Source organism: Pseudomonas syringae group sp. 243L2 (genome assembly GCF_032587875.1).
Classification (GTDB): domain Bacteria; phylum Pseudomonadota; class Gammaproteobacteria; order Pseudomonadales; family Pseudomonadaceae; genus Aquipseudomonas; species Aquipseudomonas amygdali.
The window spans coordinates 334,569-359,292 of record NZ_JAWHPL010000021.1 but is presented as its reverse complement, the minus strand read 5'-3'; the positions used below and the strand labels follow the sequence as shown (position 1 = coordinate 359,292).

Annotated in this window: 21 protein-coding genes and 2 pseudogenes; 14 read left to right on the top strand and 9 right to left on the bottom strand. The window is 57.2% G+C overall.

Annotation, left to right across the window (positions count from 1 at the left end):
* Positions 1-2: 2 nt before the first annotated feature.
* Both RYB66_RS14645 and RYB66_RS14640 read right to left on the bottom strand, forming a co-directional pair.
* Positions 3-953, bottom strand: coding sequence for an ABC transporter permease (locus tag RYB66_RS14645; protein ID WP_316885758.1), 951 nt, complete (start codon positions 951-953; stop codon positions 3-5).
* The gene (locus tag RYB66_RS14640; RefSeq protein WP_316894710.1) at positions 950-2,581 is read right to left on the bottom strand and encodes an ABC transporter substrate-binding protein; all 1,632 of its coding nucleotides are present in this window, start codon (positions 2,579-2,581) and stop codon (positions 950-952) included. The genes RYB66_RS14645 and RYB66_RS14640 overlap by 4 nt, the downstream gene beginning before the upstream one ends.
* A gap of 352 nt (positions 2,582-2,933) precedes the next feature.
* Here RYB66_RS14640 and RYB66_RS14635 point away from each other — a divergent pair, with 352 nt between their 5' ends.
* On the top strand, positions 2,934-4,568 hold the full coding sequence (locus tag RYB66_RS14635) for an E3 ubiquitin-protein ligase (RefSeq protein ID WP_316894992.1): 1,635 nt from the start codon (positions 2,934-2,936) through the stop codon (positions 4,566-4,568).
* A gap of 68 nt (positions 4,569-4,636) precedes the next feature.
* On the opposite strand, the gene RYB66_RS14630 is transcribed toward RYB66_RS14635, so the two are convergent.
* Complete coding sequence (locus RYB66_RS14630; RefSeq protein ID WP_054078951.1) at positions 4,637-5,539, bottom strand: LysR family transcriptional regulator; 903 nt, start codon at positions 5,537-5,539, stop codon at positions 4,637-4,639.
* A gap of 139 nt (positions 5,540-5,678) precedes the next feature.
* Between RYB66_RS14630 and RYB66_RS14625 the strand changes: the two genes are divergently transcribed.
* The 4 genes and pseudogenes from RYB66_RS14625 (at position 5,679) to RYB66_RS14610 (ending at position 8,220) form a co-directional block, all read left to right on the top strand.
* Positions 5,679-6,791 (top strand): NADH:flavin oxidoreductase, encoded by a 1,113-nt coding sequence (locus RYB66_RS14625; RefSeq protein WP_005745118.1) that lies wholly within the window; start codon positions 5,679-5,681, stop codon positions 6,789-6,791.
* Between the two features lie 113 nt (positions 6,792-6,904).
* Positions 6,905-7,195 (top strand): annotated as a pseudogene (locus RYB66_RS14620) (metal-sensing transcriptional repressor).
* Between the two features lie 7 nt (positions 7,196-7,202).
* Positions 7,203-7,655, top strand: a pseudogene (locus RYB66_RS14615) (nickel/cobalt efflux transporter); the annotation flags it as partial.
* Positions 7,656-7,794: 139 nt separating this feature from the next.
* Positions 7,795-8,220: a VOC family protein gene (locus tag RYB66_RS14610; RefSeq protein WP_003364399.1), complete on the top strand. Its 426-nt coding sequence runs from the start codon at positions 7,795-7,797 to the stop codon at positions 8,218-8,220.
* Positions 8,221-8,274: 54 nt separating this feature from the next.
* Here RYB66_RS14610 and RYB66_RS14605 read toward each other — a convergent pair whose 3' ends face one another.
* Both RYB66_RS14605 and RYB66_RS14600 read right to left on the bottom strand, forming a co-directional pair.
* Entirely contained in the window at positions 8,275-9,147 is an 873-nt protein-coding gene (locus RYB66_RS14605; protein ID WP_003364397.1) for a LysR family transcriptional regulator, read from the bottom strand.
* A gap of 98 nt (positions 9,148-9,245) precedes the next feature.
* Positions 9,246-10,154 (bottom strand): LysR family transcriptional regulator, encoded by a 909-nt coding sequence (locus tag RYB66_RS14600; protein ID WP_316885773.1) that lies wholly within the window; start codon positions 10,152-10,154, stop codon positions 9,246-9,248.
* A 108-nt stretch (positions 10,155-10,262) separates the two neighbouring features.
* Here RYB66_RS14600 and RYB66_RS14595 point away from each other — a divergent pair, with 108 nt between their 5' ends.
* Together RYB66_RS14595 and RYB66_RS14590 are read left to right on the top strand one after the other, a co-directional pair.
* Entirely contained in the window at positions 10,263-11,081 is an 819-nt protein-coding gene (locus RYB66_RS14595; protein WP_016980564.1) for a phytanoyl-CoA dioxygenase family protein, read from the top strand.
* 87 nt (positions 11,082-11,168) lie between these two features.
* Positions 11,169-12,137, top strand: coding sequence for an ABC transporter substrate-binding protein (locus tag RYB66_RS14590; RefSeq protein ID WP_029240819.1), 969 nt, complete (start codon positions 11,169-11,171; stop codon positions 12,135-12,137).
* 93 nt (positions 12,138-12,230) lie between these two features.
* Here the strand turns inward: RYB66_RS14590 and RYB66_RS14585 are convergent, their stop codons facing one another.
* Both RYB66_RS14585 and RYB66_RS14580 read right to left on the bottom strand, forming a co-directional pair.
* Entirely contained in the window at positions 12,231-14,084 is a 1,854-nt protein-coding gene (locus RYB66_RS14585; RefSeq protein ID WP_016980566.1) for an ABC transporter ATP-binding protein, read from the bottom strand.
* 101 nt (positions 14,085-14,185) lie between these two features.
* On the bottom strand, positions 14,186-14,812 hold the full coding sequence (locus tag RYB66_RS14580) for a TetR/AcrR family transcriptional regulator (protein WP_316885777.1): 627 nt from the start codon (positions 14,810-14,812) through the stop codon (positions 14,186-14,188).
* Positions 14,813-14,922: 110 nt separating this feature from the next.
* Here RYB66_RS14580 and RYB66_RS14575 point away from each other — a divergent pair, with 110 nt between their 5' ends.
* The gene (locus tag RYB66_RS14575; RefSeq protein ID WP_316885780.1) at positions 14,923-16,110 is read left to right on the top strand and encodes an MFS transporter; all 1,188 of its coding nucleotides are present in this window, start codon (positions 14,923-14,925) and stop codon (positions 16,108-16,110) included.
* 106 nt (positions 16,111-16,216) lie between these two features.
* On the opposite strand, the gene RYB66_RS14570 is transcribed toward RYB66_RS14575, so the two are convergent.
* Complete coding sequence (locus RYB66_RS14570; protein WP_057401798.1) at positions 16,217-16,909, bottom strand: hypothetical protein; 693 nt, start codon at positions 16,907-16,909, stop codon at positions 16,217-16,219.
* A 383-nt stretch (positions 16,910-17,292) separates the two neighbouring features.
* On the opposite strand from RYB66_RS14570, the gene RYB66_RS14565 reads away from it, so the two are divergent.
* The gene (locus tag RYB66_RS14565; RefSeq protein WP_316885784.1) at positions 17,293-17,562 is read left to right on the top strand and encodes a hypothetical protein; all 270 of its coding nucleotides are present in this window, start codon (positions 17,293-17,295) and stop codon (positions 17,560-17,562) included.
* Positions 17,563-17,886: 324 nt separating this feature from the next.
* Here the strand turns inward: RYB66_RS14565 and RYB66_RS14560 are convergent, their stop codons facing one another.
* Positions 17,887-19,893, bottom strand: a complete 2,007-nt coding sequence (locus tag RYB66_RS14560; protein WP_316885786.1) for a CoA transferase — start codon at positions 19,891-19,893, stop codon at positions 17,887-17,889.
* A gap of 218 nt (positions 19,894-20,111) precedes the next feature.
* On the opposite strand from RYB66_RS14560, the gene RYB66_RS14555 reads away from it, so the two are divergent.
* The 5 genes from RYB66_RS14555 to RYB66_RS14535 all read left to right on the top strand — a co-directional run bounded on the left by RYB66_RS14555 (position 20,112) and on the right by RYB66_RS14535 (position 24,701).
* Positions 20,112-20,840: a UTRA domain-containing protein gene (locus RYB66_RS14555; RefSeq protein WP_162235187.1), complete on the top strand. Its 729-nt coding sequence runs from the start codon at positions 20,112-20,114 to the stop codon at positions 20,838-20,840.
* A 312-nt stretch (positions 20,841-21,152) separates the two neighbouring features.
* Positions 21,153-22,022 (top strand): NAD(P)-dependent oxidoreductase, encoded by an 870-nt coding sequence (locus RYB66_RS14550; RefSeq protein ID WP_054077715.1) that lies wholly within the window; start codon positions 21,153-21,155, stop codon positions 22,020-22,022.
* Positions 22,023-22,243: 221 nt separating this feature from the next.
* A complete protein-coding gene (locus RYB66_RS14545) occupies positions 22,244-23,356 on the top strand; it encodes an ABC transporter ATP-binding protein (RefSeq protein ID WP_316894706.1) in 1,113 nt (370 codons plus the stop codon).
* Positions 23,353-24,003 carry an ABC transporter permease gene (locus RYB66_RS14540; RefSeq protein WP_316894704.1) on the top strand — a complete coding sequence of 217 codons (651 nt, stop codon included), beginning with the start codon at positions 23,353-23,355 and terminating at the stop codon, positions 24,001-24,003. Before RYB66_RS14545 ends, RYB66_RS14540 begins: the two co-directional genes overlap by 4 nt.
* Positions 24,000-24,701, top strand: a complete 702-nt coding sequence (locus tag RYB66_RS14535) for an ABC transporter permease (protein ID WP_316894701.1) — start codon at positions 24,000-24,002, stop codon at positions 24,699-24,701. Before RYB66_RS14540 ends, RYB66_RS14535 begins: the two co-directional genes overlap by 4 nt.
* Positions 24,702-24,724 lie beyond the last annotated feature (23 nt).

Below are 24,724 nucleotides of genomic sequence, written 5' to 3'. Positions count from 1 at the left end.
CGTCAGGAGACCTTTGGCGTGTGGGCGATGCGCGGATCCAGCGCGGGGTACAGCAGGTCAACGATCAGATTGACCACGACGAAAGCAGCTGCCGAGACCGCAACGATGGCCAGCACCACCGGAATGTCCTGGCGCAGCACGGCCTCCTGGGCAAGTCGACCGACCCCTGATCGGGCAAAAATGGTTTCCACCAGCACGGCACCGGACACGGTGTTGCCCACTTGCAGACCGATCAGCGTCAACAGCGGCAAGGCAGCGTTCTTGAACGCATGGCGGGCCTGAACCTGGGCGCGAGTGAGGCCCTTGGCGTAGGCGGTAATGATGTAGGGCTCTTTCCAGACGCCCTGAAAGCCGCGTTGTAAAACCTGCGCGTACACTGCAGCACTGGGGATCGCCAGTGTGACAGCGGGCAATATCAAGCTGGAAAAGCCCTGATTGCCGGTCGCTGGAAACCAGCCAAGGCTGAATGCGAACAGCTGAATAAACAACAGGCCCATCCAGAATACCGGTACTGAAAAACCCAGCGACGGCAGCCGGGACAAGACGACCTTCAACGGCTGCCAGCGCACGTAGGCGGTGAGGTAAGCCAGTCCGACGCCACCGATCAGCGACAGAACAATGGCCAGCCCGGCCAGGCTCAGGGTTTGCGGCAGACGTTCAACCAGCAGTTTCGAAACCGGACGATTGAGTGTCAGCGAATTGCCGAAGTCACCCTGGACAGCGCCCCACAGCAAATCGACGTATTGCTCGAAGACGCCTCGGTCCAGCCCGTAATAGAGCTTGGCTTGCGCCAGGTCCTGCGCGGACAGGGAGTCGATTTCGACACCCGAGGCGCTGAGCATGATCGACAAGGTATCGCCGGGCAGCAGATACAGAATGAAGTAGGTGATGCTGTAAGCACCCCAGAGTACCAGCAGCGCCTGGGCGATCCGGCTGAGGATATAACGGCTCATGGCGCTGCGATCTCGATATCGTTGAACAGCGCAAAGCCTTCCGCCGTCCAGTGGAAGTTACGCACGTTTTTCGCCGTGGCGGCTTGCCAGACCCGCTCGTAGACCGGGAATGCCGAACCTTCATCGATCAGCAGGTCCTGCAGGTCGCCATAGGCTTTTGCGCGTTGTTCGCTGCGCGTTGCGGTCAGCCCGGCGTCAAACAGTTCCAGGGCTTTGGGCAGTGTTTGCGGTGCGTAAAGATTGGTCGCCAATGTCGAGCTGTTGGCGCTGCGCGGGTCGATGATGGTCTGCAGGATGATCGGGTCGGCGCGGGTCATGTAGGTGGACGTCAGGTCATAATTGCCTGCCGCATTGGCAGCGGCCCATTCGGCGGTGGTCACCACGTTGAGCTTGAGCTCGATGCCGACCTTGCGCAGCTGATCCTGAATCAGCACATCGCCAGCGGTTTCAGCGGGGGACAGGTTGTAGGCCAGCTTCAGTCGTTTGCCGTCCTTGTACCGATAGCCGTCGGCGTTCTTCTGCCAGCCAGCCTCGTCGAGCAAGCGCTCGGCACCTTCTGGGTCATAGGCCAGTCTGTCGGCCTGATTCTTGTAAAACGGCGTGGTGACGTCGTAGATACCCGACACCACCGGAAATTGCGGGTTGTAAACAGTGGCGGCGTAGGTCTTGCGGTCGATGGCTTTTTGTAGCGCCAGACGCACATTGCGGTCAGCGAGGATGCGATTGCCGCGCGTGTTGGGGTACATGTTCAGGGCCGGCCCTGGCAGCGAGCGGCTCTGGATAGTCGCGCCCCTGGATTTGAACAGGTTCAGGTCCACTTCGGAAAACGGGTTGCGTGGCCAGAGGATATCGACCTGGCCTTGAACGAACTGGCCATTGCGCACGCTCTCTTCCGGAACGTAACTGACCTCGACCGCATCCAGATGCGCCTCGCCCCTGTTCTGCGCATTGGCCGATGGCCAGGCATAGCCCTTGCGTTTGATCAGGCGCAAACCGCTTTCAGGGGTGTAGCGCTCCAGCACGAATGGCCCGGTGCCGATGATTGCACCCAGCGAGCGTTCCTTGACGCTGAGTGTGTAGGACTCCGGGGCAAGAATGGCGAGGTTGGTGGTTGAGGTGGCTTGCAGAAAGCCCGCATTTGGCGTGGCCAGCACCAGTTTGACAGTGAAATCGTCGACGACTTCGGCGTGGTCGTAACCCTTCAGGTAGGTCGCGCCAAAGGTTGCAGGCAATTGCGCGGCAAACGCTTTATTGCTGTCGTAGGCGGTCTTCACGGCCTGTGCGTCGAAACGCGTGCCGTTGCTGAACGTCACATCCTTGCGCAAGTGGAAGGTGTACTCCAGCGCGTTTTCACTGACGTCCCAGCGTTCTGCCAGCCAGGGAATGATAGTGCCGGTCTGTGGGTTCTGATCGGTCAGCGACTCGGCGACATTACGCAGCACCACGCGGTGCTCCAGCCAATACACCTGGAACGGATCAAGGCTGACCAGCGTGGTGTTGTCTCTGAAGAAAGCGACTTTGAGCGTCTTGCTTGCCTGGCTGTCCTGGCCGGAGGGCGAGCAGCCGAGCAGGGTGAGGGCGGTAATGACGGCGAATAACAGGCGTGCAAGAAGAGGGCGCACGGTCATCGCGCTGTCCTCCGATATACGAATCTGTAGGCGAAAGTCGAAGGTTGAGTGCGGTGCATGGAAAAGTCCTCTTCAAGTCGAGCGCAGCGATCCGGCTGGTTTTAAGACCGTATTCTTATGTAAGGAGGCTGTAAAAGTATTTTTTCTTATAAGCTAATATAGGTTTTTATGATTTATTTGATAATTTATTATGCTTTATAGGTATTTTATGGTGCCTGGTTAATGTCTGCGGTGTAGGTTCGCAGCGATTCCAGGGAGAAGTGGGGTGGAACCTGTTCTTTCCTTATCGCCACACATTGCTGATTTTGCGGGTGAGTCAGCCCGCAGCCAGAAAACCGCGGAGGATCAGCATATGGTGGGTATCAATAGAGCGGGGCCATCGGGCGCTTATATTACCGGGCACACAGACCCCGAGCCTGCATCAGGGCGCGCACGCGAATCCAGCAGCGGCGCCAGCTCTTCGAACAGTCTGCAGGTGCCGCCGCCCCCTTCAGAGGCTTCCGCCTCGCAGGCGCGAGATCGGCGTGAGAGGCTTTTGCGGTCCAGACCGCTGTCGCGCGAAACCAGGGAGTGGCTGGAGCAGGGCATGCCGCCAACGGCGGAGGCTGAAGTGCGTAGCAGACCGCATGGGTCTGCCGATGCCGCAGCACCGCATGCACCTGCCGAGACAAGACCCAGGCCGCAGCACGCAGGGGTGACGGCACACGCCAATAGCATCGTTCAGCAATTGGTCAGCGCGGGCGCTGATCTTGCCCATACTCGTACCACGCTGCGCAATATCATGAGAGGCGAAGAGATGGCTCTTTCTAGAGCCGAACAGAGTATTTTGCGCGAGCATTTCCCTAACATGATTGCGACTGGAATCAACCCCCATTCAGAGCTCGCTATCGAGCTCCGTCATGCGCTCCGTAGAGCGGATCGCCAACAGGCGGCGTCAACTCCAGCAAGGACACCGACGCGGCCCCCGGCGGCCCGTACCCCTACGCAATCATCATCGAGTAGCAGCCAGCGTTCATTATTTGGGCGGTTCGCCCGGCTGATGACGCCTGATCAGAGACGTTCGTCAAACGCATCGACCTCTCAGACACCGGTAGACAGAAGCCCGCCACGCGTCAATCAGGTACCCATACGCCCCGACAGGGCTGCGATGCGTAATCGTGGCAATAACCAGGCCGCCGCAGCCTTGCAGGGATTGGTTCAACAAGGGGTCAATCTGGAAGACCTGCGCACGGCGCTTGAAAGACATCTATTGCGGCACCAACCGATCCCCTTGGATATAGCGTACGCGTTGCAGAGCGTGGGCATTCCCCCAAGTGTTGACACGGCTGAGAGCCTTGTGGAAAGCCCGCTGATGGATTTGAGTGTTGCGCTGCACCGCGTGCTTGGGCCACGTCCCGTTAGTGCTCCGCCTCGCCCAGCCGTTCCGGTGCATCCTCCAGCTGCCTCCAGGCGACCAGATGGCGCGCGTTCCAGCGCATTGCGGGTAATTCCGGAGCGGGAGGATTATGAAAATAATGTGGCTTACGGAATGCGCTTGCTTAACCTGAACCCGGGGGTTGGAGTAAGGAGGGTTGTTGCAGCCTTTATAACCGATCCGGCGGACCGGCCGGCAGTTGTGGACGATATCCGCGCAGCCCGGGACCCTATAACCTCGCAATTCAATCAACTGCGTACGGTCTCCAAGGCCGTTGTTGAATCCCAAAATCCGCCCTTCAGGGACGCGGAACACCATCACCCGGACGATGCGACCCATTGCCTTTTTGGTGAACCATTGTCGCTGGAAAATTCTCGTCAGCAGGTGATCGGCCTGGCGGGGAATCCGACGGACACGTCGGAGCTTTACAGTCAGCAGGGAAATAAGGACCTGGTGTTCATGGATATGAAAAAACTTGCCCAATTCCTCGCAGGCAAGCCTGAGCATCCGATGAACAGACAACCGCTTGACGCCAGAACCATCGCTAACTACGCGTTTAGAATCGTGCCCTGATCACGCAGCCCCTGTAGGTCTGATTGCAGTGGATGGTTTGCGAACCGGCTTGACGCCGGTTCGTTCGTTTACAAGGTGGCTCCCGCCGCGCCTGCCTTGCTCTTGAGCGCTGCTTCAAGGCGGTCAATGAACAGGCGCACCCTGTGAGGAACGCGCTGGCGTGTTGGCAGCACTGCCGTGACAGACAGCTGTTCGGGCATGGCATCTTCGAAGTCCACCTGCTGAAGGCTGCCTTCGTTGATTTCCTGTCGGACATCCCAATAGGTCAGCATGGCCAGTCCCATACCTTGTTTACATGCCGTGCGCACGGCCTCGACGCTGTTGGCAGAGAAGGGGCCCTGAGCGCGAATGGTGATGGGCTCGCCGTTTCTTGTGAACGGCCACCAGGGCATTGCGTGCAAGGCAATGCACGGGTGGTGTCTGAGTTCCTCCAGTAGCGCTGGTTTGCCGTGCCTCGCCAGGTAGTCTGGGCTTACACACACCACCCGTGGGTTGGGCGCCAGCGACCTGGCTACCAGTGCCGAGTCGCGTATCGTGGCAATCCGGATGGCGACATCGATTCCCAGTCCGGCGATGTCGACAATGCTGTCCGACAGCGTCAGGTCGATACTCAGTGCCGGGTTTTCCAGCATCAATGCGGGCAGCAACGGCATGATGACTGTCTGACCAAACACACTCGGCGCCGTAACCCGCAAAACGCCACTGGCAGAGCCTGCATCAGCCTTCAGCGTGGTGCGGGCGGCCTCGCTTGCTTCCAGTATGGTTTTGGCATGAGGCAGAAAAACTTCGCCCTCTGGCGTCAGTGATACCGAGCGGGTTGTACGGTGAAACAGCCTGACGCCCAGGTCGTTTTCCAGCGCAGCCAGACGTCTGGAGATTGCCATCGGTGACAACCCGAGTCGACGCGCCGCTTCCGACAGGCTTCTGCTGGAAGCAATGGCGGCGAACACCTCTATATCAGATATTTGCACGGATTATATCCATTTTCGTTAAAGCGCCTTATCTGCACGGCCGGGTTCCAATGGTCTTCGCCAGCCCTTACCGTTGCTACAGGTTCTGTCCATGACTGCGGGCAATTCGCAGGCGATCTGCACAGTGAGGGTTTGAAGTATGAGCGAGATAAACAAACACGTTACAGCCCCGTTCGACATGGGTCATCTCAAACTTAAGAACAGGTTTGCGGTGGCACCCATGACACGCGTGAGCGCGGACGAGCAGGGCAGTGCAACGCAGAACATGACGCGCTATTACGAGCGGTTCGCCAAGGGTGGTTTTGGCCTGATCATCACCGAGGGCAACTATACAGATCGCAGTTCTTCCCAAGGCTACCGCTTCCAGCCCGGGCTCACCGATGACGAGCAGGCTCAGGCATGGCGTGCCACGACCAATGCTGTGCACCGGCATGGCAGTGTCATGATTGCGCAGCTCATGCACGCAGGCGCACTCAGCCAGGCCAATCGCTTCGTCAGCGAGTCGGCGGGCCCTTCGGCCATTCGTCCCAAGGGCGAACAGATGGCGTTCTATTACGGCGCGGGCAGCTATCGAATTCCGCGAGCCATGAGCGACAAGGATATCGCCGAGGCCATCGACGGGTTCGCCCGTGCCACGCAGCTGGCTTTAGGCACTGCGGGTTTTGACGGTGTCGAGATTCACGGCGCAAATGGTTACTTGCTGGACCAGTTTCTGACCGATTACAGCAATCAACGCACCGATCAATGGGGCGGTGAGGTCGTACAGCGTCTGCGGCTGACGCTTGAGGTCATCGCCGCGGTGAAAAAGGTCGCCGGGCAGGCACCGGTGGGTGTGCGTCTTTCACAAGGCAAGGTCAACGACTTTCAACATAAATGGGCGGGGGGCGGGCGCGATGCCGAAGTCATTTTCGCTACGCTGGCCGGTGCCGGCGTCGATTACATCCATGTAACCGAACACGAAGCATGGCAGCCGGCCTTTGCCCAAGGTAAAGCCAGCCTGGTCGAACTGGCCCGACGCTACGCGCCAGGCGTTGCGCTGATCGCCAATGGCGGCCTGCACGACCCGGAAAAAGCCGACCAGGTGCTTCATCAGGGGGCGGACATCATCGCGGTGGGCAAGGGCGCGCTGGCCAATCCGGACCTGCCACAGCTGTTGCGTCAGGGCAAGCCACTCCGCGACTTCGATCCAGCCATTCTCGGGCCGATTGCCAACATCAAGGACAGCGAGCTGGCATTCAACGGGATGAATTGAACAGGTTTTCATAGGTGGGCTCGCTTCCGGTTCCAATCCTGCATTACCTTTGACTCTATCCTCCCTGGGGGGATAGAGTGCCGGTCTGAATTGTCCAGGCCAGAGCTCAAGCCATGAGTGAATACGACCACCCCCACGGCCTACGCACCTGTCCCACACAGCTGTTATAAAGCGCCTGAAACGGGCCGACGGCCATTTGCGCAGCATCATCACCATGATCGAAGAAGGGCGCGAGTGTGTGGATATCGCCCAGCAGCTGCACGCGGTCGAGAAAGCGGTGTGCCAGGCCAAGCGTACGTTGATTCAGGATCATATCGATCACTGCCTTTAAGACACGCTCGGTTCAATTGCCAGGGGCGCGCGCACCACTGGAAGCCTTCAAGCAAATCACCAAATACCTCTAGGTCTCACATGCCCAACTTCGTCGAGCTGTTGCAGCAAGGGGGTTCGCACGCCTGGCTGTATTTCCCCAGTGCCATTCTGCTGGGAGCGTTGCACGGGCTGGAGCCCGGGCATTCAAAAACCATGATGGCGGCGTTCATTGTGGCCATTCGTGGCTCTGTGAAACAGGCCGTGATGCTCGGCGTCGCCGCTACCGTTTCGCACACCGCTGTCGTCTGGCTGGTGGCAATCGGCGGGATGTATCTGGGCCAGGGGCTGGATGCTGAAACCACGGAACCTTACTTCCAGCTCGGGTCATCTGCCGTGATCATCGCCATTGCATTGTGGATGCTATGGCGCACCTGGCGTGGCGAGCAGTTGTACAAGGTCGAAAGTGCCAGGCTCAGTCACGGGCATACAGGCCATGGCCATGAGCACGACGTGGACTCCCATGAGCACGAGCATGACCGCTATCACAAAAATAATTTGTGCATTTTTAAAATATATATTGATTTTTATTGGTATCGCCCGGCCTTAGCATGAGTGGAACTTGAATAAGTCGCCGGACAGCGAGCACGCTGCCCGCTTTCACACGCCACCAAGAGCTGAAATCGGAGTCCTGATGAGTCTTTCTCCTTTCCACCTTGCAATCCCGGTTTATGACCTGGCCGCGACACGTGCCTTCTACGGTGAAGTGTTCGGTCTTTCCGAAGGGCGCTCCAGCGATCAGTGGGTCGACTTCGATTTCTACGGGCACCAGTTGGTGATTCATGAACACCCGAAAACCGCCTCTCAAGAGAGTGTGCACAGCAACCCGGTAGACGGTCACGACGTTCCGGTTCCGCACTTCGGCATCATTCTGGAATGGGCTCAGTGGGAAGCTCTGGCCGAGCGCTTGAAATCCTTCGGCACCGAGTTCGTCATCGAACCCTACATTCGATTCAAGGGGCAGGTGGGTGAGCAGGCCACCATGTTCCTGTTCGATCCCTGCGGTAATGCGCTTGAGTTCAAGGCGTTCAAAGACATGAGTCAGCTGTTCGCAAAATAGTAAAAAGCCTGGCGCACACTATGTTGCGCCAGGCCTGCTAGAGCGGGCGCAGCGCTAACGAGTCAGAGCGTGTTCGTTGATCAGTTGGACCAGCGCGGTTACCGGTTCGGTCAGGCTGCGGCGAGCGCGATGTACCAGCCCGATATCGCGATGGAACGTATGCTCTTTCAAGTCGATAGAGCGCACACCGGCGTGCCATCTCTGCAGGGTTGCCGTTTCCGGAACCAATGCGACGCCGACGCCGTTGGCGACCAGTTTCATAATCGCATCCAGTTCATCGAGCTCGCAGACTTCGCGCAGCGAGACATGGGTCTGGCGCAGGAACCTATCGACCTGTCGGCCACCAAATGACGATCGATCGTAACGAATGAATGGATGAGCCGAAATCAGTTCGGCCCAGTCATCCCCCTGCATGTCAGCAGGCACGATAAGGCGATAGGGTTCACGGACCAGCGTTGTCCAGCGCAAGTCGCTTTGCAGTGAGAAGGGCGGACGGATGATCGCTGCCATGTCGATCTCGCCAGCGTCCACCTGATTGACCAGGTCCATGGACAGGCCGGGAATGACGCGCGTCCTGCACGCGGAGAATTGCTGATGAAACCGAGCCAGCGCTTCCGGCAGAAAGGAGCGTTGTACAGAGGCAATTGCGCCGATGGTCACCAGCACGCTCGCGGGTAGCCCTACTGTCGTAGTGCCAAGGCTGCTGAACTGGCGCACCAGATCCTGACCTTGTAACAACACCTGCTGCCCCATGCGGTTGAGCTGGGCTGAACGTCCTTTTCGGTCGAACAGCTCGACGCCCAGTTCAGCTTCAAGGCGCTGCATCTGCGCACTGACAGCGGCCTGGGTGAGCCCGATCTTGCTGCCCGCCGCAGCGAACGTGCCTTCTCTTGCCACGGCGATAAACGTTTTCAGTTCTTTGATCATGGGCAAAGAATAATTGTATTTTTGCTAAAAATGCATTTGTTTATTTTGTTGTTGGCGGGTTGTCGCCGCTTCAGCGTCATAGACGCCCGGGCGCTGCCTCAGACAAAAGGTACTCTTTCCTGGAACCAGGCAACGGCCTGGTTTTTGAATGCTTCGGCGGGCGGCGTTAACGGATAGCGCTGATCGTAGGCCAGTACGATGCGCTGAGTGGGCAGCGTTTCGCGTATCGGGCGACACACCAAGGGCTGACCGTCGTAGCTGCGGTCGCCGAAGGGCCTGGTATAGGTCAGGGAAACACCGAATCCGTTGGCGACGAGGCTGCGCTGAAACTCGAAGCTGTGGGTGCGCTGGAGGCTTTGAGGCGACAGTCCATGCATGTTGAACAGGTCCAGCACGTGCTGCCAGCTGTGGACCTGATCAGTAACTACCAGATTGCCTTCACTGAGTGCGTGCAGACTGACATCGGGCTCGTTTGCCAATGGGTGATCAGCCGCCAGCAGGGCATGGGCAGTCAGTTGACGCAACTCGACACACGCCATGTTTGCCGGCAGCCCCAGGTCGTAGGTCAGCGCCAGTTCCAGAGTACCTTCGGCGAGGCGCTTGCCCAGATAGTCGAAGCCGCCTTCGCGCATGTCGACCCTCACTCGCGGATGTTCCTGTTGCAGGCGCCTGAGGATCTGCGGCAGGCAATAGGGTGCCAGGTCCTCGTAACAACCCAGTACCAGCTCTCCGGAAAAGTCGTTGTTGTCGCTGCCGATGTCTGAAAACGTCCGGGCTTCGGCCAGAACCCGCCTGGCCTGGGCCATCACTGTGCGCCCGAAAGGCGTAAGCGATACGCCCAGTCCGCGTTGACGAACAAACAGCGGCTGACCAAAAAGCTGCTCGAGTTCGGTAATCGCCGTTGAAATTGACGGTTGGGAAACATGCAGCTCTTCGGCCGCCAACGTGAGATTGCCGTGTTTGGCGGCAGCGAGCGCATAACGGAGTTGTCGCAGACTGAACTTCATAAGAATTTCTTGGGTGATAAATCAATACATATTATTTTATCTTCGCTGAGTGTCATGAAATATTTGCCCCTTGCCCACATTTATTCTTCTCCGAGGGAGTTTCAGGTCATGACACAACATTCGTTTGCCCTCACGACAGAAGACATTGAGGCCTTTCAGCGCGATGGCGCAATTTGCCTGCGCGGCGTTTTCCGCGACTGGATCGGCACCATTGCCGACGGAATCGAGCGTAACCTCGCCGAGCCGGGTGCTTACGCCAGCCGTTACGTCGAGAAGGATGACAAACCGGGCGGCTTTTTCGACGACTATTGCAACTGGCAGCGGATTCCAGAGTTTCGCGCCATGGTCGAGGATTCACCGGCAGCGTCTGTCGCGGCTGCCGTGATGCGCTCCAGATCGGCACAGTTTTTTCATGATCATGTTCTGGTCAAGGAACCCGGCGCGCATAAGGCCACGCCATGGCACCAGGACATCCCTTACTATTTTGTCGAAGGTAGCCAGAACGTGAGCTTCTGGATCCCCGTGGACCCGGTGCGCGAGTCGACGCTGCGGCTGCTTGCCGGCTCACACCGTTGGGAGAAGGGCATAAAACCGGTGCACTGGGCCGATCAAAGCGATTTCTACAAAGATGCTGGCGGGTACCGCGACGCGCCGGATCCAGATACTGATACCGAGCAAGGCCTGCAGGTACTGGAGTGGGAGATGCAGCCGGGCGACGCGGTGCTGTTCGATTTCCGTACCGTGCATGGTGCTAAAGGCAATGCGTCGGCTCAGCGCCGTCGTGTCTTGTCGCTGCGCTGGCTTGGCGACGATATACGTTACTTCGAGCGTCCAGGACGGACCTCTCCACCGTATCCAGGGCATGCGATGCAGACCGGTCAGAGACTGCGCGAAGATTGGTTCCCGACGATACATCAAGGAGCTTGAGTTTCATGTAGATGAAACAGGTTCGCCACTGATGTGACGAGCATTTGCACTGCCATAACTCTGTTCACTGTGTTGGAGCGTGCGATTGTGAAGATCAGAAAAAACCTTACCGCCACACTGATTGCTCTCGGGCTGTTTGCCGGCAGTGCTGCAAGCCAGGCCGCCGGTTGGTGCGAGTCGGGTAAACCGGTCAAATTTGCCGGGCTCAATTGGGAAAGCGGCATGTTGCTCACCGACATACTGCAGATATTGCTCAAGGACGGCTATGGCTGTGCGATCGATACATTGCCAGGCAACTCCATCACCATGGAAAGCGCCTTGAGCAATAACGACATTCAGGTACTGGCGGAGGAGTGGGTCGGGCGAAGCGAGGTCTGGAACAAGGCGGCGGCCAGTGGGAAGGTAGTCGGTGTGGGGGCACCGATTATCGGGGCCACCGAAGGTTGGTATGTGCCACGTTATCTGGTCGAAGGCGATGCCAAACGCAACCTCAAGCCCAAGGCTCCCGATCTGAAGAAGATCGCCGACCTGACCCAGTACGTGGCGCTCTTCAAGGACCCGGAAGAACCGGACAAAGGCCGTTTCTACAATTGCCCGGCGGGCTGGACCTGCGAGTTGGAAAACAGCGAGATGCTTAAGAGCTATGGCCTGGAAGCCAGTTATACCAACTTCCGCCCGGGTACAGGCCCGGCGTTGGATGCTGCCGTTTTGTCGAGCTACAAGCGGGGCGAGCCCATTCTTTTCTACTACTGGTCGCCGACGCCGTTAATGGGACAAGTCGATCTGTTAAAGCTGGAAGAAAAGCCGGGCGTCGATAAGAAAATCAGCATTCAGGTAGGGCTTTCCAATGTCTTTCACGAGCAGGCGTCGGAATTGGTAGCCGTTCTGGAAAAGGTCAATCTGCCGATCGACCTGTTAAACCAGAACCTGGCCCGCATGAGCAAGGAGCGTATCGATTCACCCAAGCTGGCGAAGATATTCTTCAAGGAGCACCCGGAAATCTGGCACACCTGGGTCAGTGACGCTGCTGCCAAAAAGATCGAAGCAACGCTTTAAAGGCAAGAAAGGGCATGGATGCCCTTTCTCTTATCGCCGCTGGAGTGCTTGCGTACGCCACCAGCGACCTGGCCGGGCTATTGGTCAGTCTGCCTAATCGATGATATCGGCCACACCCTGATCCTCCCCGAGAAATCCGCCGCTCTGGTGCTGCCACAGCCGCGCATAGGTTCCGTTCTTGCCGAGCAGTTCGGAGTGGGTGCCTTGTTCGATGATGCGACCGTCGTCCATGACAATCAGCCGGTCCATGGCTGCGATGGTAGACAGGCGATGGGCGATGGCGATCACAGTCTTGCCTTTCATCATTTCATCGAGGCTTTCCTGAATAGCCACTTCGACTTCCGAGTCCAGCGCGCTGGTGGCCTCGTCCAGCAGCAGGATCGGCGCGTTCTTGAGCATCACCCGGGCAATCGCGACACGTTGACGCTGACCGCCCGACAGCTTGATGCCACGCTCACCCACCAGAGTGTCGTAGCCGCTATTGCCTTGCTTGTCGCTCAGTTGGCTGATGAACCCATCGGCCTGGGCACTGGCCGCCGCGCTGTGGATTTGCGCATCAGTCGCGTCGGGACGGCCATAGGCGATGTTGTCGCGAATGGAACGGTGCAGCAGGGACGTGTCCTGAGTGACCATGCCGATGGCGCTACGCAGGCTGTCTTGAGTGACATGCGCAATATTTTGCCCGTCGATACTGATCGCTCCTTCGTCCACGTCATAAAAGCGCAGCAGCAGGTTGATGAGCGTGGACTTCCCGGCGCCGGAGCGACCCACCAGGCCGATTTTTTCACCCGGCCGAATGCTCAGGTTCAGGGCATCGAGCACCTGACGTTCACCGTTGTAATTGAAACTCACATTATCAAAGGTTACCGCACCACCCGTGGTGACCAGCGCGGCTGCATCCGGCGCATCCTGAACCTTGGGGCCGCGGGTCAAGGTTTCCATACCGTCCTGTACGGTGCCAATGTTCTCGAACAGCGAGGTCATTTGCCACATGATCCAGTGCGACATGCCATTGACGCGCAACGCCATGGCGGTAATCGCTGCAACGGCACCGGTGCCAACCTGACCCTGGTGCCACAGCCACAGGGCATAACCACCTGCACCCATGATCAACGCAACGACCAATACCTGATTGACGATCTCGAACTGGCTGACCAGGCGCATCTGGCGAAAGCCGGTGAGCTTGAAGTCCTCCATTGCAGCACGTGCGAAGTGCGCCTCGCGTTTGGAGTGGGAGAACAGCTTCACAGTGGTGATGTTGGTGTAGGCATCCGAGATACGCCCGGTCATCGATGAGCGCGCGTTAGCCTGCTCCTGTCCGACTTTGCCCAGGCGAGGCACGAAATACAGCATGGCCAGACCGAACAGGGCGATCCAGGCAATGAAAGGCAGCATCAGCTTCAGGTCGAAGCCGCCGGCCAATGCAATGATCGCGATGAAGTACACCCCGATTCCGGGTGCGATTTCGATGAGGGTGAACAGCACCTCACGCACCGACAGGGCCGTCTGCATCACCTTGGTGGTGACACGGCCAGAGAATTCATCGGAGAAAAAAGAAAGGCTTTGGCGCAACATCAACCGATGGAAATCCCAGCGCAGCCGCAATGGCAGGTTGATCGCCAATACCTGGTGCTGCACCATCGTACGCAACGCCACCAGCCCGATGCTGGTCAGCAGTACCAGACCGATGCCCCACAGCACGCTACTTTCCTGCATGGCCGTCGCGTCGCCGGCCTTCCACGCCGACAGCAGGTCCACGACCTGTCCGAGGAAAGAAAACAGCCACGCTTCGTAAATCGATACGCCGGCACTCAATAGCGCAAGCGCCAGGATATAGCCACGAGCCCCCCGTGTGCAGGCCCAGAGAAACCGCACCAGACCGTCAGGAGGCGGCGGCACTTCGTCGGGCGGGAAGGGGTCGAGCCATTTTTCAAACGCGCGAAGCATGGTGGTCTCCGAAAGGATTTAGTGAAGATTCTGGCATTGGACGCCTGTGCACAATGCGTCGAGGCATTACCAGGGAATGCAGAGGTTTCTGAGCTTACGGGTCATTGGTCGTCGGCAACACTACGCAGGCTATCCCACAGTCCCATCATTTGAGTGACTGCAGCATCCAGTGTGGCATATGGAACACCGTCGCGAGCCAGTGTAGACAAGCCCAGAAGAAAACTGTCGAACGCAGCAGCGAGGGTCTCCGGTATCACCGTCGCGGGCAGCTCCCCTGCGGCAACGGCGCGGTGGATGCAGGCAACGATACCCGCACGATTCAGGTTCCGGGCTTTTGCGAGCGGTGCGGAAATAGCCTTGCTCTCTTCCGTGCAAGCGCTCATCAGGCCTAACGCCACCAGGCATCCCTTGGGATGATCGGGCTCGCACTGCATTTTTGCGGACCGGCGAAGGGTCAGTTCAATCGCCTCCCTGGGCGGCAGAGTGTTGTCAAACAGGCTGTCGGTAACCCGACCGTGGGTGGCGAGGTAGCGCTCCATCACCTCATTGAACAGCGCTTGTTTCGAGCCAAAAGCGGCGTAAAAGCTTGGCGCGGTAATGCCTCCGCCTATGTTCGCCTTCAATTGGCTCAAGGATGTCGCATCGTATCCATGCTCCCAGAACAAATGCAGCGCCTGATTGATTGCCACGTCACGGTCAAACGTGCGCGGACGTCCCATCTTTGCCATGCCAGGTCTCCTTCAGAATCATTTAAATACTAGTCGATACATAAGTCATTGACTACCTTGGATGTCCTGCCTATATTTGTATCGATCAGTATATTAGTGGAGAGATTCGAATGACGGCAGACGAGAAACAGTGCGAAAAACTTCCGCTCGGGGCATTGCTGGCTTTGGCGATGACAGGGTTCATTTGCATCGTGACCGAGACGTTGCCTGCGGGTTTGCTGCCCGAAATCGGCAGTGGCCTGGGAGTCTCGGCATCGTTTGCAGGGCAAATGGTGACTGTTTATGCGTTGGGCTCACTGCTGGCAGCCATTCCGCTGACCATCGCTACGCAGAGCTGGCGCCGCCGAACAGTCTTGTTGCTGACGATTGTCGGCTTCCTGATATTCAATTCCGTCACTGCGCTGTCTTCCAGCTACTGGCTGACCCTGATCGCGAGGTTTTTCGCTGGCGTCTCTGCGGGGCTGGCCTGGAGCCTTATCGCGGGTTACGCACGACGTATGGTCGTCCCGCAATTGCAGGGCCGCGCGCTGGCGGTCGCGATGGTAGGAACGCCCATCGCGTTGTCATTGGGCGTGCCTCTCGGAACCTGGCTGGGCGGGTTGATGGGCTGGCGCATGGCATTCGGGTTGATGTCCGGAATGACCCTGCTGTTGATCATCTGGGTGCTGATCAAAGTGCCGGATTACCCTGGCCAGTCCGCTTCACAGCGCATGGCATTGCGTCAGGTCTTTTTCACCCCAGGCGTACGCTCGGTACTGGGAGTGGTCTTCACCTGGATGCTGGCTCACAACATTCTTTATACCTACGTCGCGCCGTTTGTTTCCGAGGCCGGGTTGGCGAGTGACGTTGATTTGGTATTGCTGACATTTGGTGTCGCCGCGCTGGCAGGCATCTGGGTAACGGGACGGCTGGTTGATCGTCATTTACGCAAGACCGTGCTGGCCAGCCTCGCGAGCTTTGCGGCGGTTTCGGTGTTCCTGGGCCTGTTTTCTGGCTCGGCCCTGGCCATCTATGTAGGCGTATTTATCTGGGGCCTGACCTTTGGGGGTGCCGCCACGCTTCTGCAAACCGCGCTCGCCGACTCGGCAGGTGAGGGCGCTGATGTGGCGCTTTCGATGAATGTCGTTGTCTGGAACAGCGCTATTGCAGGCGGTGGGCTACTGGGCGGAGTGTTGCTTGGACAGTGGGGCGTGAGCTCGTTTACGTGGGTCTTGTTTGCATTGTTAGTGCTGAGCCTGGTTATTGCGCTGCGTGCGCGGGCTCATGGTTTTGCGAGAGGCGATCGGCTGATGGAGTAAATCGGTGCCAGTGGCTGGAGACAACCACTGGACTTGCTCTTCGCTCAACACATGGTCGTCGGCGAGGCGAGCGCCATGGCGTTATCGCATCGCCGGCCGATCGTCATTACGCAATGCTGTAAGCGTTGAATGCCTTGCCCTGTTGCAGGGCGGTGACGATGTTTTTACGGGTCACCGGCAGTTCGCTGCCTTCATTGTCGACGAAGGTTGTTTCCTGCAGTTCGGCGGTGTCGCCTTCGCCGACAAAGGTGAAACCAAGGAACTCGAGGGCTTCGCGGTCGACATTAAGGTTGGAACGCGGGGTGCGCAACGGCAGGCTGACACTCTGGCCATCCTTGCTGATGGTGTAGACCTCGGCTTCCTTTCGGGCACGCGTCGTTTTGCTCTTGGCGGTATTGGGGGTGCTGATCGCCTGATGCGTCTGGTTCAGCACCTTGAGCGCCAGGCCATATACCAGCTCCTGAAACGCCGGATCATTCTTGTAGCTGGACAGGATACGGCTGATCGGGAACTGCGTGCCAAGATCAGCCAGTGCTGCGCTGTCTGCTGCTTCGGCATCCTTGAGGCGCTTCAGTTGGCCCATCAGTTCGTAAGCTTTGTCGTCATCGTGCTCATCCTGCGCCAGGCGAATAGCTGCACGCAGCTCACGGATTTCTTCGCTTTCCTTGGCGGTCTGGAACGCATCAAGCACCATCTCGCTGATGGTCTTGGCCTGCGGCACGTGCTGGGAAAGACCAATTGCGCTTTCGTATTCCAGCTTGGAGGAGGTCAGGGCTTCGTTGGTCTGGGAATCAGGCATTGAATTTCACTATTTCAGGTTTGAGGCATTTCAGATGTGAGGCGCGAAAGGCTCAGGGCGTTTCGGGGGGCGTAATTTAGTGGAGCAACGCGAGGATGTCACGGGTCATTAGCCAGGAGGTGTGACTTGGCACCTTCAGCGACATTATTGGGCTTGTGGTGATTGGCTGACTCTGGGACACGCAATTGCACACTTTTTTACCCTCAGTCAGGTCCTTGGGCTCCTTTGACACGGAGCCGGATGCGCGAAAGGCGAAATGGTTTTGCGCATATGCAGTATCGAGACAGGCTATCTGATGGGTTGGCAGCGTTTGCCGGTCTCGATCCTCGGGGAATCGTGTTCACTCCCGCTTTTGTACTAACGAGGCGTCAAGGATAGCGTTGATGGTCGATGTCAAAAAAGACAAAGAGTTACTGAGAAAAATCATACGCGAAGAGTATGACAAGCCTGGTGCTGCTGCGAGGGCCAAAAAAATTGCTTTTCCCCTTCTTCCCAACAAACTGTTTAAGTTTCGGGGTATTACTAATGGTGCCCTTGATAATTTCGAAAGCGATACTTTGTTCTGCGCGAAGCCTAAAACTTTCAACGATCCCTTTGATTGTGGCTTGACCTTTAAAGTGCCTTGTGCGGAGATATTCAGTGGCCTGGAGTGAATCACGGCTAGCAATAGCGATACACAACACCTTGACAACGTGGTGAGTTTGCGCCGTAACAGTATTTTTCGTAGAGCACGTTGGCATTGACGGTAGAGCGAACGCATCACATTTGTCTGCTGATTTAGCGTAATGCGCTCGGGTTCGAAACTATGCAACGCGTGCCGCCCGCGTCAGGTTCGCTCGCAGACTTGGCGCTCCCGCAACGGGGCGAAGTGACGGGTGCGCCAGGCAACAAGCTGCTATACCAGCGCAGGTTTTCTGCCGCCCCAATCGACTGTCCAATTGAGAGTATGGTGGCTGAAAGCTAACCACCTGCAGAACCTAGCGCCATTCAAAAGCAGCAAGACGTTTCTCCAAGAATGCATCCATACCTTCTTTCTTGTCCCAGGTGGAGAAGCAAACCGCGCAAGCCTGGGCTTCTGCCTGCATACCCGATGTCACATCTGTATTCTCTACAACCGCGATGATGCGTTTGATCTGGGACAAGGCTATCGGCGCAAGTGTTGCGATTTGCATCGCCATGGCTTTTGCTTCTTTCATCAACTCGTCAGGTGCACACACTTGAGTGATCAGTCCTGATTCATAAGCACGTTGTGCGCTGAGGAATTGGCCGGTCAGTGTCATGTGCCGTGCGACGCCGCTCCCCACCACGCGTATCAAGCGTGGTATGCCGCCGCCTCCTGTCATGATTCCCAGCTTCGCTTCGGGAAATCCAAATCTTGCCGAATCCGAGGCGATTCGGATATCGCAGGCAAGCGCCAGCTCCAGGCCTCCACCGAGACACCAACCATTGACTGCGCAGATGACAGGTTGGGTCAAGGCTGAGATCCGATTGTTGAGGTGCAAAATACTTTCAGACAACGCCATCGATTCGGCACCGGTCATCGATGCCATGTCTCGAATATCCGAGCCTGCCGCGAATACCTTGGACCCAGCACCTGTCAGGATCACTGCACGTATGGATCGGTTTGACTCCAACTCTGTGACTAACGTCAGCAATTTTTCCCTGACTTCGGCACTCAATGCATTGGCGGCATCAGGCCTGTTGATAGTGATAGTCGCAACCGGTCCATCAATATTCAGGGTCACAACTTCAGTATTCTCAACGCTCTGAGGCTGTTTGTTTAAGGGCTGCTGAGTATCACTGAGGACCGTTTTCAGTCCAGCGAGCACGTCATTGTGCTGTCCAAGGCCTGGCACCACCGTCGGCTGCCCTCGGGACATAGTCGAGAAGTGGACCGGCTGTTCCGGAAGTCGCATCTCAAGTTCGCCGACATTCCCCTTACGAAACAGAGACCGCGCGACGGCCTGAGGTCCGTCCACGGCGTTGGCTACATCATCAATGGCAGCGCACGGAATTCCGGTTTTCTCCAACACCTGAACGATGCTGGCGACAGATCTCGATTGGCTCCATGCCTCAATGGCAGTTCGAAGCTCGGCTTCATTGATTCCCCGCAGTTCATCGCTCTGAAAGCGCGGATCCCGGGATAAGTCGGGGCGACCAATGATGAGAGCAAACTGTTCGAAAAGTTTGTTGTTTAAAACGGCGATAACGACATTCCCGTCGTGCGCTGCAAATGCACCGAATGGTGCGGAGAAGGGGTGACGGTTGCCTGTTCGAGTTGGAGCCTTGCCCGAGACCAGGTAGCTGGCCGCCGCAGTGGGCATGAGTGTGAGCAATGAGTCGAACATTGAAACGTCGATCTGACAGCCTTTTCCATTAGCGTTGCGTTGAACCACCGCCGCCAATATGGCCCAGGATGCGAATAATCCTGCAGTGAGGTCACCGAATGCCTCGCCGACAATCATGGGAGGGCCGTCCGCATCGCCGTTGATCGACATCAAGCCGGTCAACGCCTGGACGACCAAGTCGTAGGCGGGTTTTTCCTTGAAGGGGCTGTGTTGTCCAAAGCCGGAAATACTGGCGTAGATCAATTTCTCGTTCAATGAGCGCAGGGACTCATAGCCTATTCCCAGGCGATCGGCTACACCTGGACGAAAATTTTCCACGACGATGTCTGCAGTACTCGACAGTTGGCGTGCAGCGCTCAGGTCTTCGGGCTTTTTCAAGTCCAGAACAACGCTTTTTTTTCCTCGGTTCGCAAAAGCGAATAACGCACTTGATCCTTCTACAAAGGGCCCGACATGACGATAGTCGTCGCCCCCTGGTGACTCAATCTTGATGACCTCAGCCCCTAGATCGGCCAGCAACGCCGTGGAAAACGGTCCGGACAACACGCGGGTAAAATCGACAACTCTCAGGCCCGTGAGGGGGCCAGCGCTCGCCGAATCCTGAGTTTGGCTGGGTGATGCTGTGGTGGATGACATAGGAACCTCGGTCATTTTCTGAGCGTTTATGGATTGCGTGCGCGTCATTGAATGGGTGAATTTCACCTGGCTAATATAAACACGTCATGACAACCACATCAAACATGAAATGCCCTCCAAAGGCGGCTCGGGTGGCACTCAAGCCCGGCTTATGGCGCGCATGCGCCTGAATTCATTCGTGATAGGATTAAATCCTCTTTTAAAAGATGGGTGCCCCATTGCCTCTTCCTCTCTATCAACAAGTCAAGGCCTATGTACTGGACGGCATAGCAAGTGGGCGTTTCCGGTCCGGGGAGAAAATTCCCAGCGAAAATGAACTTGTCGCCGAGATGGGGGCTTCACGTTTAACGGTCAATCGTGCACTTCGTGAGCTGTCGGAGTCTGGCGTGCTGGATCGGATTCAGGGCGTGGGAACCTTTGTCGCTCCGCCGAGAGTCGCGTCTACCTTCATAAAGCTGCACAACATTGCCGACGACATCCGCAGTCGAGGACAGATCCTGACAATCAGGGTCCACAAGCTGGAACGGGTCAAGGCCAAGGCCAAAATCATGGCTGAGGTACCGTTGCTGCAGGGGGCAGGAGGGCAGGAATACTACTTTCATAGTCTATTGGTCTACTGCGCCGACGGCGTTCCGATTCAGCTGGAAGACCGGTATGTCTCGCCAAGCTTTGCGCCGCTTTACCTGGCTCAGGATTTCACCAAGCAATCGACGACTGATTACCTTCAGTCCATTGCGATGCCGACCAAGTCTGAGCACGAAATCCAGGCTGCGTTGCCGAGCGGGGTGGAGTCGACACTACTCGAGTTGGCAGGCCCTGAAGCGTTTCTGATACTGACGCGCAAAACGTGGGTCAATGATGCGATGACTTCTTTCACCCGGTTTGTACACCCAGGATCTCGACAGCGATTTGTGGGCACAGCTCTGCTGAACGGGGCCCAGACTTAAGAGGCGGCACCAAACATTGCGCCGACATCTCTGCGTCCCACCGATCTGTAGTTCTACGGATTGCAAAAACCGGCCACCGAGCCGGTTTTTTATTGCCTGAATATTTTCGGGAGTGATCTGTGCGATCAAATCTTGCCTCGAAAAACTATCGACAGCGCCTAGAGAACTAGATAGTGTAAACATGTCATGACAACTAGATGCGGCGAAAAATCTCTCTCACGTTCGTTTTGGTCCGTAGCGAGTTGGCTTGGAGCTTGCTAGTAACTCTACATGACATGTAATGACATCCTAATTCGTTGAGGAGTGCACCAAATGAGGATCGGATTTATCGGCGCGGGCGTAATGGGTGCTCCCATGGTGCGGCGATTGCTGGACGCAGGTCATCAGGTCCGCGTCTGGAACCGGACGCCCGCGAAGGCCGAAGCACTGGCGACGCATGGCGCGCAGGCGGTTAAAACACTGGCGGACGTGGCGACCGATGTGCAATTGCTGATTTCAGTCATCGAGAATGGTGCAGCGGTACGCGAAGTACTTTTCGCGCCAGAGTTGCTTGATCAGTTGGCCGAGGGTCAAGTGATCATTGATATGAGCTCAATCGCACCTCATGAGTCCTCGGAAATTAACCAGCGTTTCCACGCAATGGGTATGTCCTATGTGGACGCACCGATTTCGGGTGGTCCGGATGGGGCCGAGCTGGGGACGCTGGCAATCATGGCGGGTGGCAGTGTCGATGCAATTGAATATGCCCGGCCCATATTGGAATGCATGGGCCGTGTAACGCACGTTGGCCTCTCAGGCGCGGGCCAGACGGTCAAGTTGCTCAGTCAGACCATTGCATCCACTGCCATCACTGCAGTCTCGGAAGTCATGGTTCTCGCCAGCAAACTGGGCCTGGAGCCAGCTCGTGTTCGCTCAGCGCTGACGGGCGGCTTTGCGGACAGCAAGATGTTGCAGATCCACGGTCTGCGCATGGAAGAGCGTAACTTCGTCCCGGGCGGCCATGTGCGGACCTTCCTCAAGGATCTCAACAACGCAGCGGCAATCATGTCCGCAAACGGATTGGTCTTACCCGTTGCTGATCTTGCGAGAAGTTATTTCGCGCAACTGGCGCAGGAAGGGCACGGCGACGATGACATCTCATCGGTGGTGTTGATCACCGAAAAGCGAAATGAGTGCGCCTGAGAGGGGTTGGGGGAAAGACTATTTGTCATCAGAGGCGCAGCCATGGGGCAGGTGACTGTCTAGCTGTTTATTCCGACTGCCAAACCTCTTGGGTGGGGTTTGCGACGCTGATGAACACTTCTCTTCTTACCCGTTACACCTTGCATCGCACAGGGGCCGGACGTCCGGTGAGCTGAAGCAATACTTGCGGTCTGGTCCCTGCTCTTGAATGAGGAAATGCTGTGATTACGTTTGAGAATGTCACTAAAGAGTACATCGGCGGCGCTGTTGCGGTGAACCGACTGTCGCTGGTTGCACCCACTGGAAAGTTGACTGTCCTGGTCGGACCTTCTGGATGCGGCAAGACAACGTCGCTTCGCATGGTCAATCGATTGATCTCGCCGAGTTCAGGCACCATTAGCCTCAATGGTGAGCCGACGTCAAAGATGGACGTGGCATTGTTACGTCGGCGGATAGGCTATGTGATTCAGCACGCCGGACTCTTTCCTCATCGAACTGTAATTCAGAATATCGCCACTACAGCGCTGCTGAACGGAATCAAGCCTTCCAAGGCGCGCACCATTGCATTGGAGCTGATCGAGCGTGTCGGATTGGCGCTGGACTTCGCGGATCGGTATCCGTGGCAACTCTCGGGCGGGCAACAACAGCGTGTCGGCGTTGCCCGTGCGCTGGCGTCAGATCCTGAGTTCATGCTGATGGATGAGCCCTTCAGCGCCGTTGACCCGGTCGTACGCCTGCAGTTACAGGATGAATTTCTGCGACTACAGCGCGAGATCGGCAAGACCATCATTATGGTGACCCACGATATTGATGAAGCACTCAAACTCGGTGATCAGGTAGCTGTTTTTCGCACCGGTGGTGAGTTGGCTCAAGTGGCTTCACCACAGGAATTGCTGACCCGACCCGCCGATGCATTTGTCGCTGATTTCGTCGGGCGTGATCGAGGGTATCGCTTTCTGGGATTCACGCCGATGTCCGACAATTTGCCTCTTCGTTTCGAACCGACAGTAAAGCTCGGTGAGTCAGCGCAGGCAGCACGTCACCTCGCTAATGATCGCTGGATCCTGGTGCTGGACGCGGCGGGGAGACCGCTCGGCTGGGCAGATGCTCCCAACCTGCAGGCGTCGGTTCAGGTTAGCGATTTGAACCTCAGCGGGACCCTGGCACCCGTCGATGGGACGCTTCGTCAACTCTTCGACGCCACCTTGAGTGCGCCAAGCCGACGCGGTGTTGTCGTGGGTAATGATGGCATGCTCCTGGGGACAGTAAGTCTGACGGACGTCGCAGCGGCACTCGGTGATACCCAGGATGCACCGGGCAGGAAAGTGTCATGAAGTTCGACTGGATAATGCAGCAATCCGGGACCATCGCGGGACTGTTCTGGTCACACTTGATCCTGTCACTGTTGCCGGTCGTTATCGGTCTTGCTCTGGCATTGCCACTAGGGTGGGCAGCGCAACGCAGCGGGGTTTTCAAGTCCGTCTTCCTGGGGGCCGCTGGCCTTCTGTACACTATCCCGGCACTTGCGCTGTTTGTGCTCCTGCCGGGGATCATTGGGACCAAAATACTGGACCCGATGAACGTGGTGATCGCCCTCACGGTTTATACCTTGGCACTGTTGATTCGCACGGTCAGCGACGGCCTGGATTCAGTGCCTGAAGAAACACTCCAGGCTGCTGATGCCATGGGTTACCGCGCCTTGCACTGCTTGGTTGCTGTCGAGCTGCCCATTGCAACCCCGGTCATCGCTGCCAATTTACGAGTGGCCGTTGTTTCCAATGTCAGCGTGGTTTCTGTCGCGGCGCTCATTGGCACGCCGCAACTGGGCATGCTGTTTTCACAGGGGATGCAACAGCGCTTTCTAACCCCGATTATCGTTGGCATCGTGCTCTGCCTCATTCTTGCGGTCCTGCTGGATGGGCTGGTGATTTTCCTGGCTGCACGACTCACTTCCTGGCAACCGCGCAGGGGGCACTCATGATCGACTGGCTCTTTGATCTTTCCCACTGGACGGGCTCTGAAGGGGTCCTCATGCTTGTCGCGGAGCACCTCCTTTACAGCGGCATCGCACTGCTGATCTCGGCGGTCATTGCGGTTCCAATTGGGCTGTATGTCGGGCATACCAGACGTGGCGTGGTTCTGGTCGCGGGGCTTGCAAACATACTGCGGGCGTTGCCCAGCATCGGTCTTATCGTCCTTCTGGTGATTCTCTTCGGTCCCGTTTTCGCGTCGGACCTGGCGTTCATTGTTCCGAGTCTTATCGTGCTCATTTTGCTCGCGGTTCCGCCCATCATGACCGGGACCTACGCCGGGATGGTCGCTGTTGATGAGGCCGTTGTCGATGCAGCACGAGGCATGGGCTACCGGCCATTGGAAATTCTGTTCCGTGTCGAGTTGCCTTGTGCGCTCCCGCTCATGCTGTCCGGGCTGCGTGGCGCAACACTCCAGGTCATCTCGACCGCAACCATCGCTGCGTATGTCTCACTCGGCGGGATAGGCCGATTGATTATCGATGGTCGCGCTCAGAACGATTATGCGCAGATGGCGGCAGGTGCGTTTCTGGTTGCTGTCCTCGCGCTCGGAGTCGATCTGCTGATCGGTCTGTTGTCTTTTCTGCTGATATCCCCCGGGCTGACCCGGAGGGTGTCGAAATGCGTCCGGCGTCGTTCCATGTGTTGATGATTTCACCCACCTAACCTCCC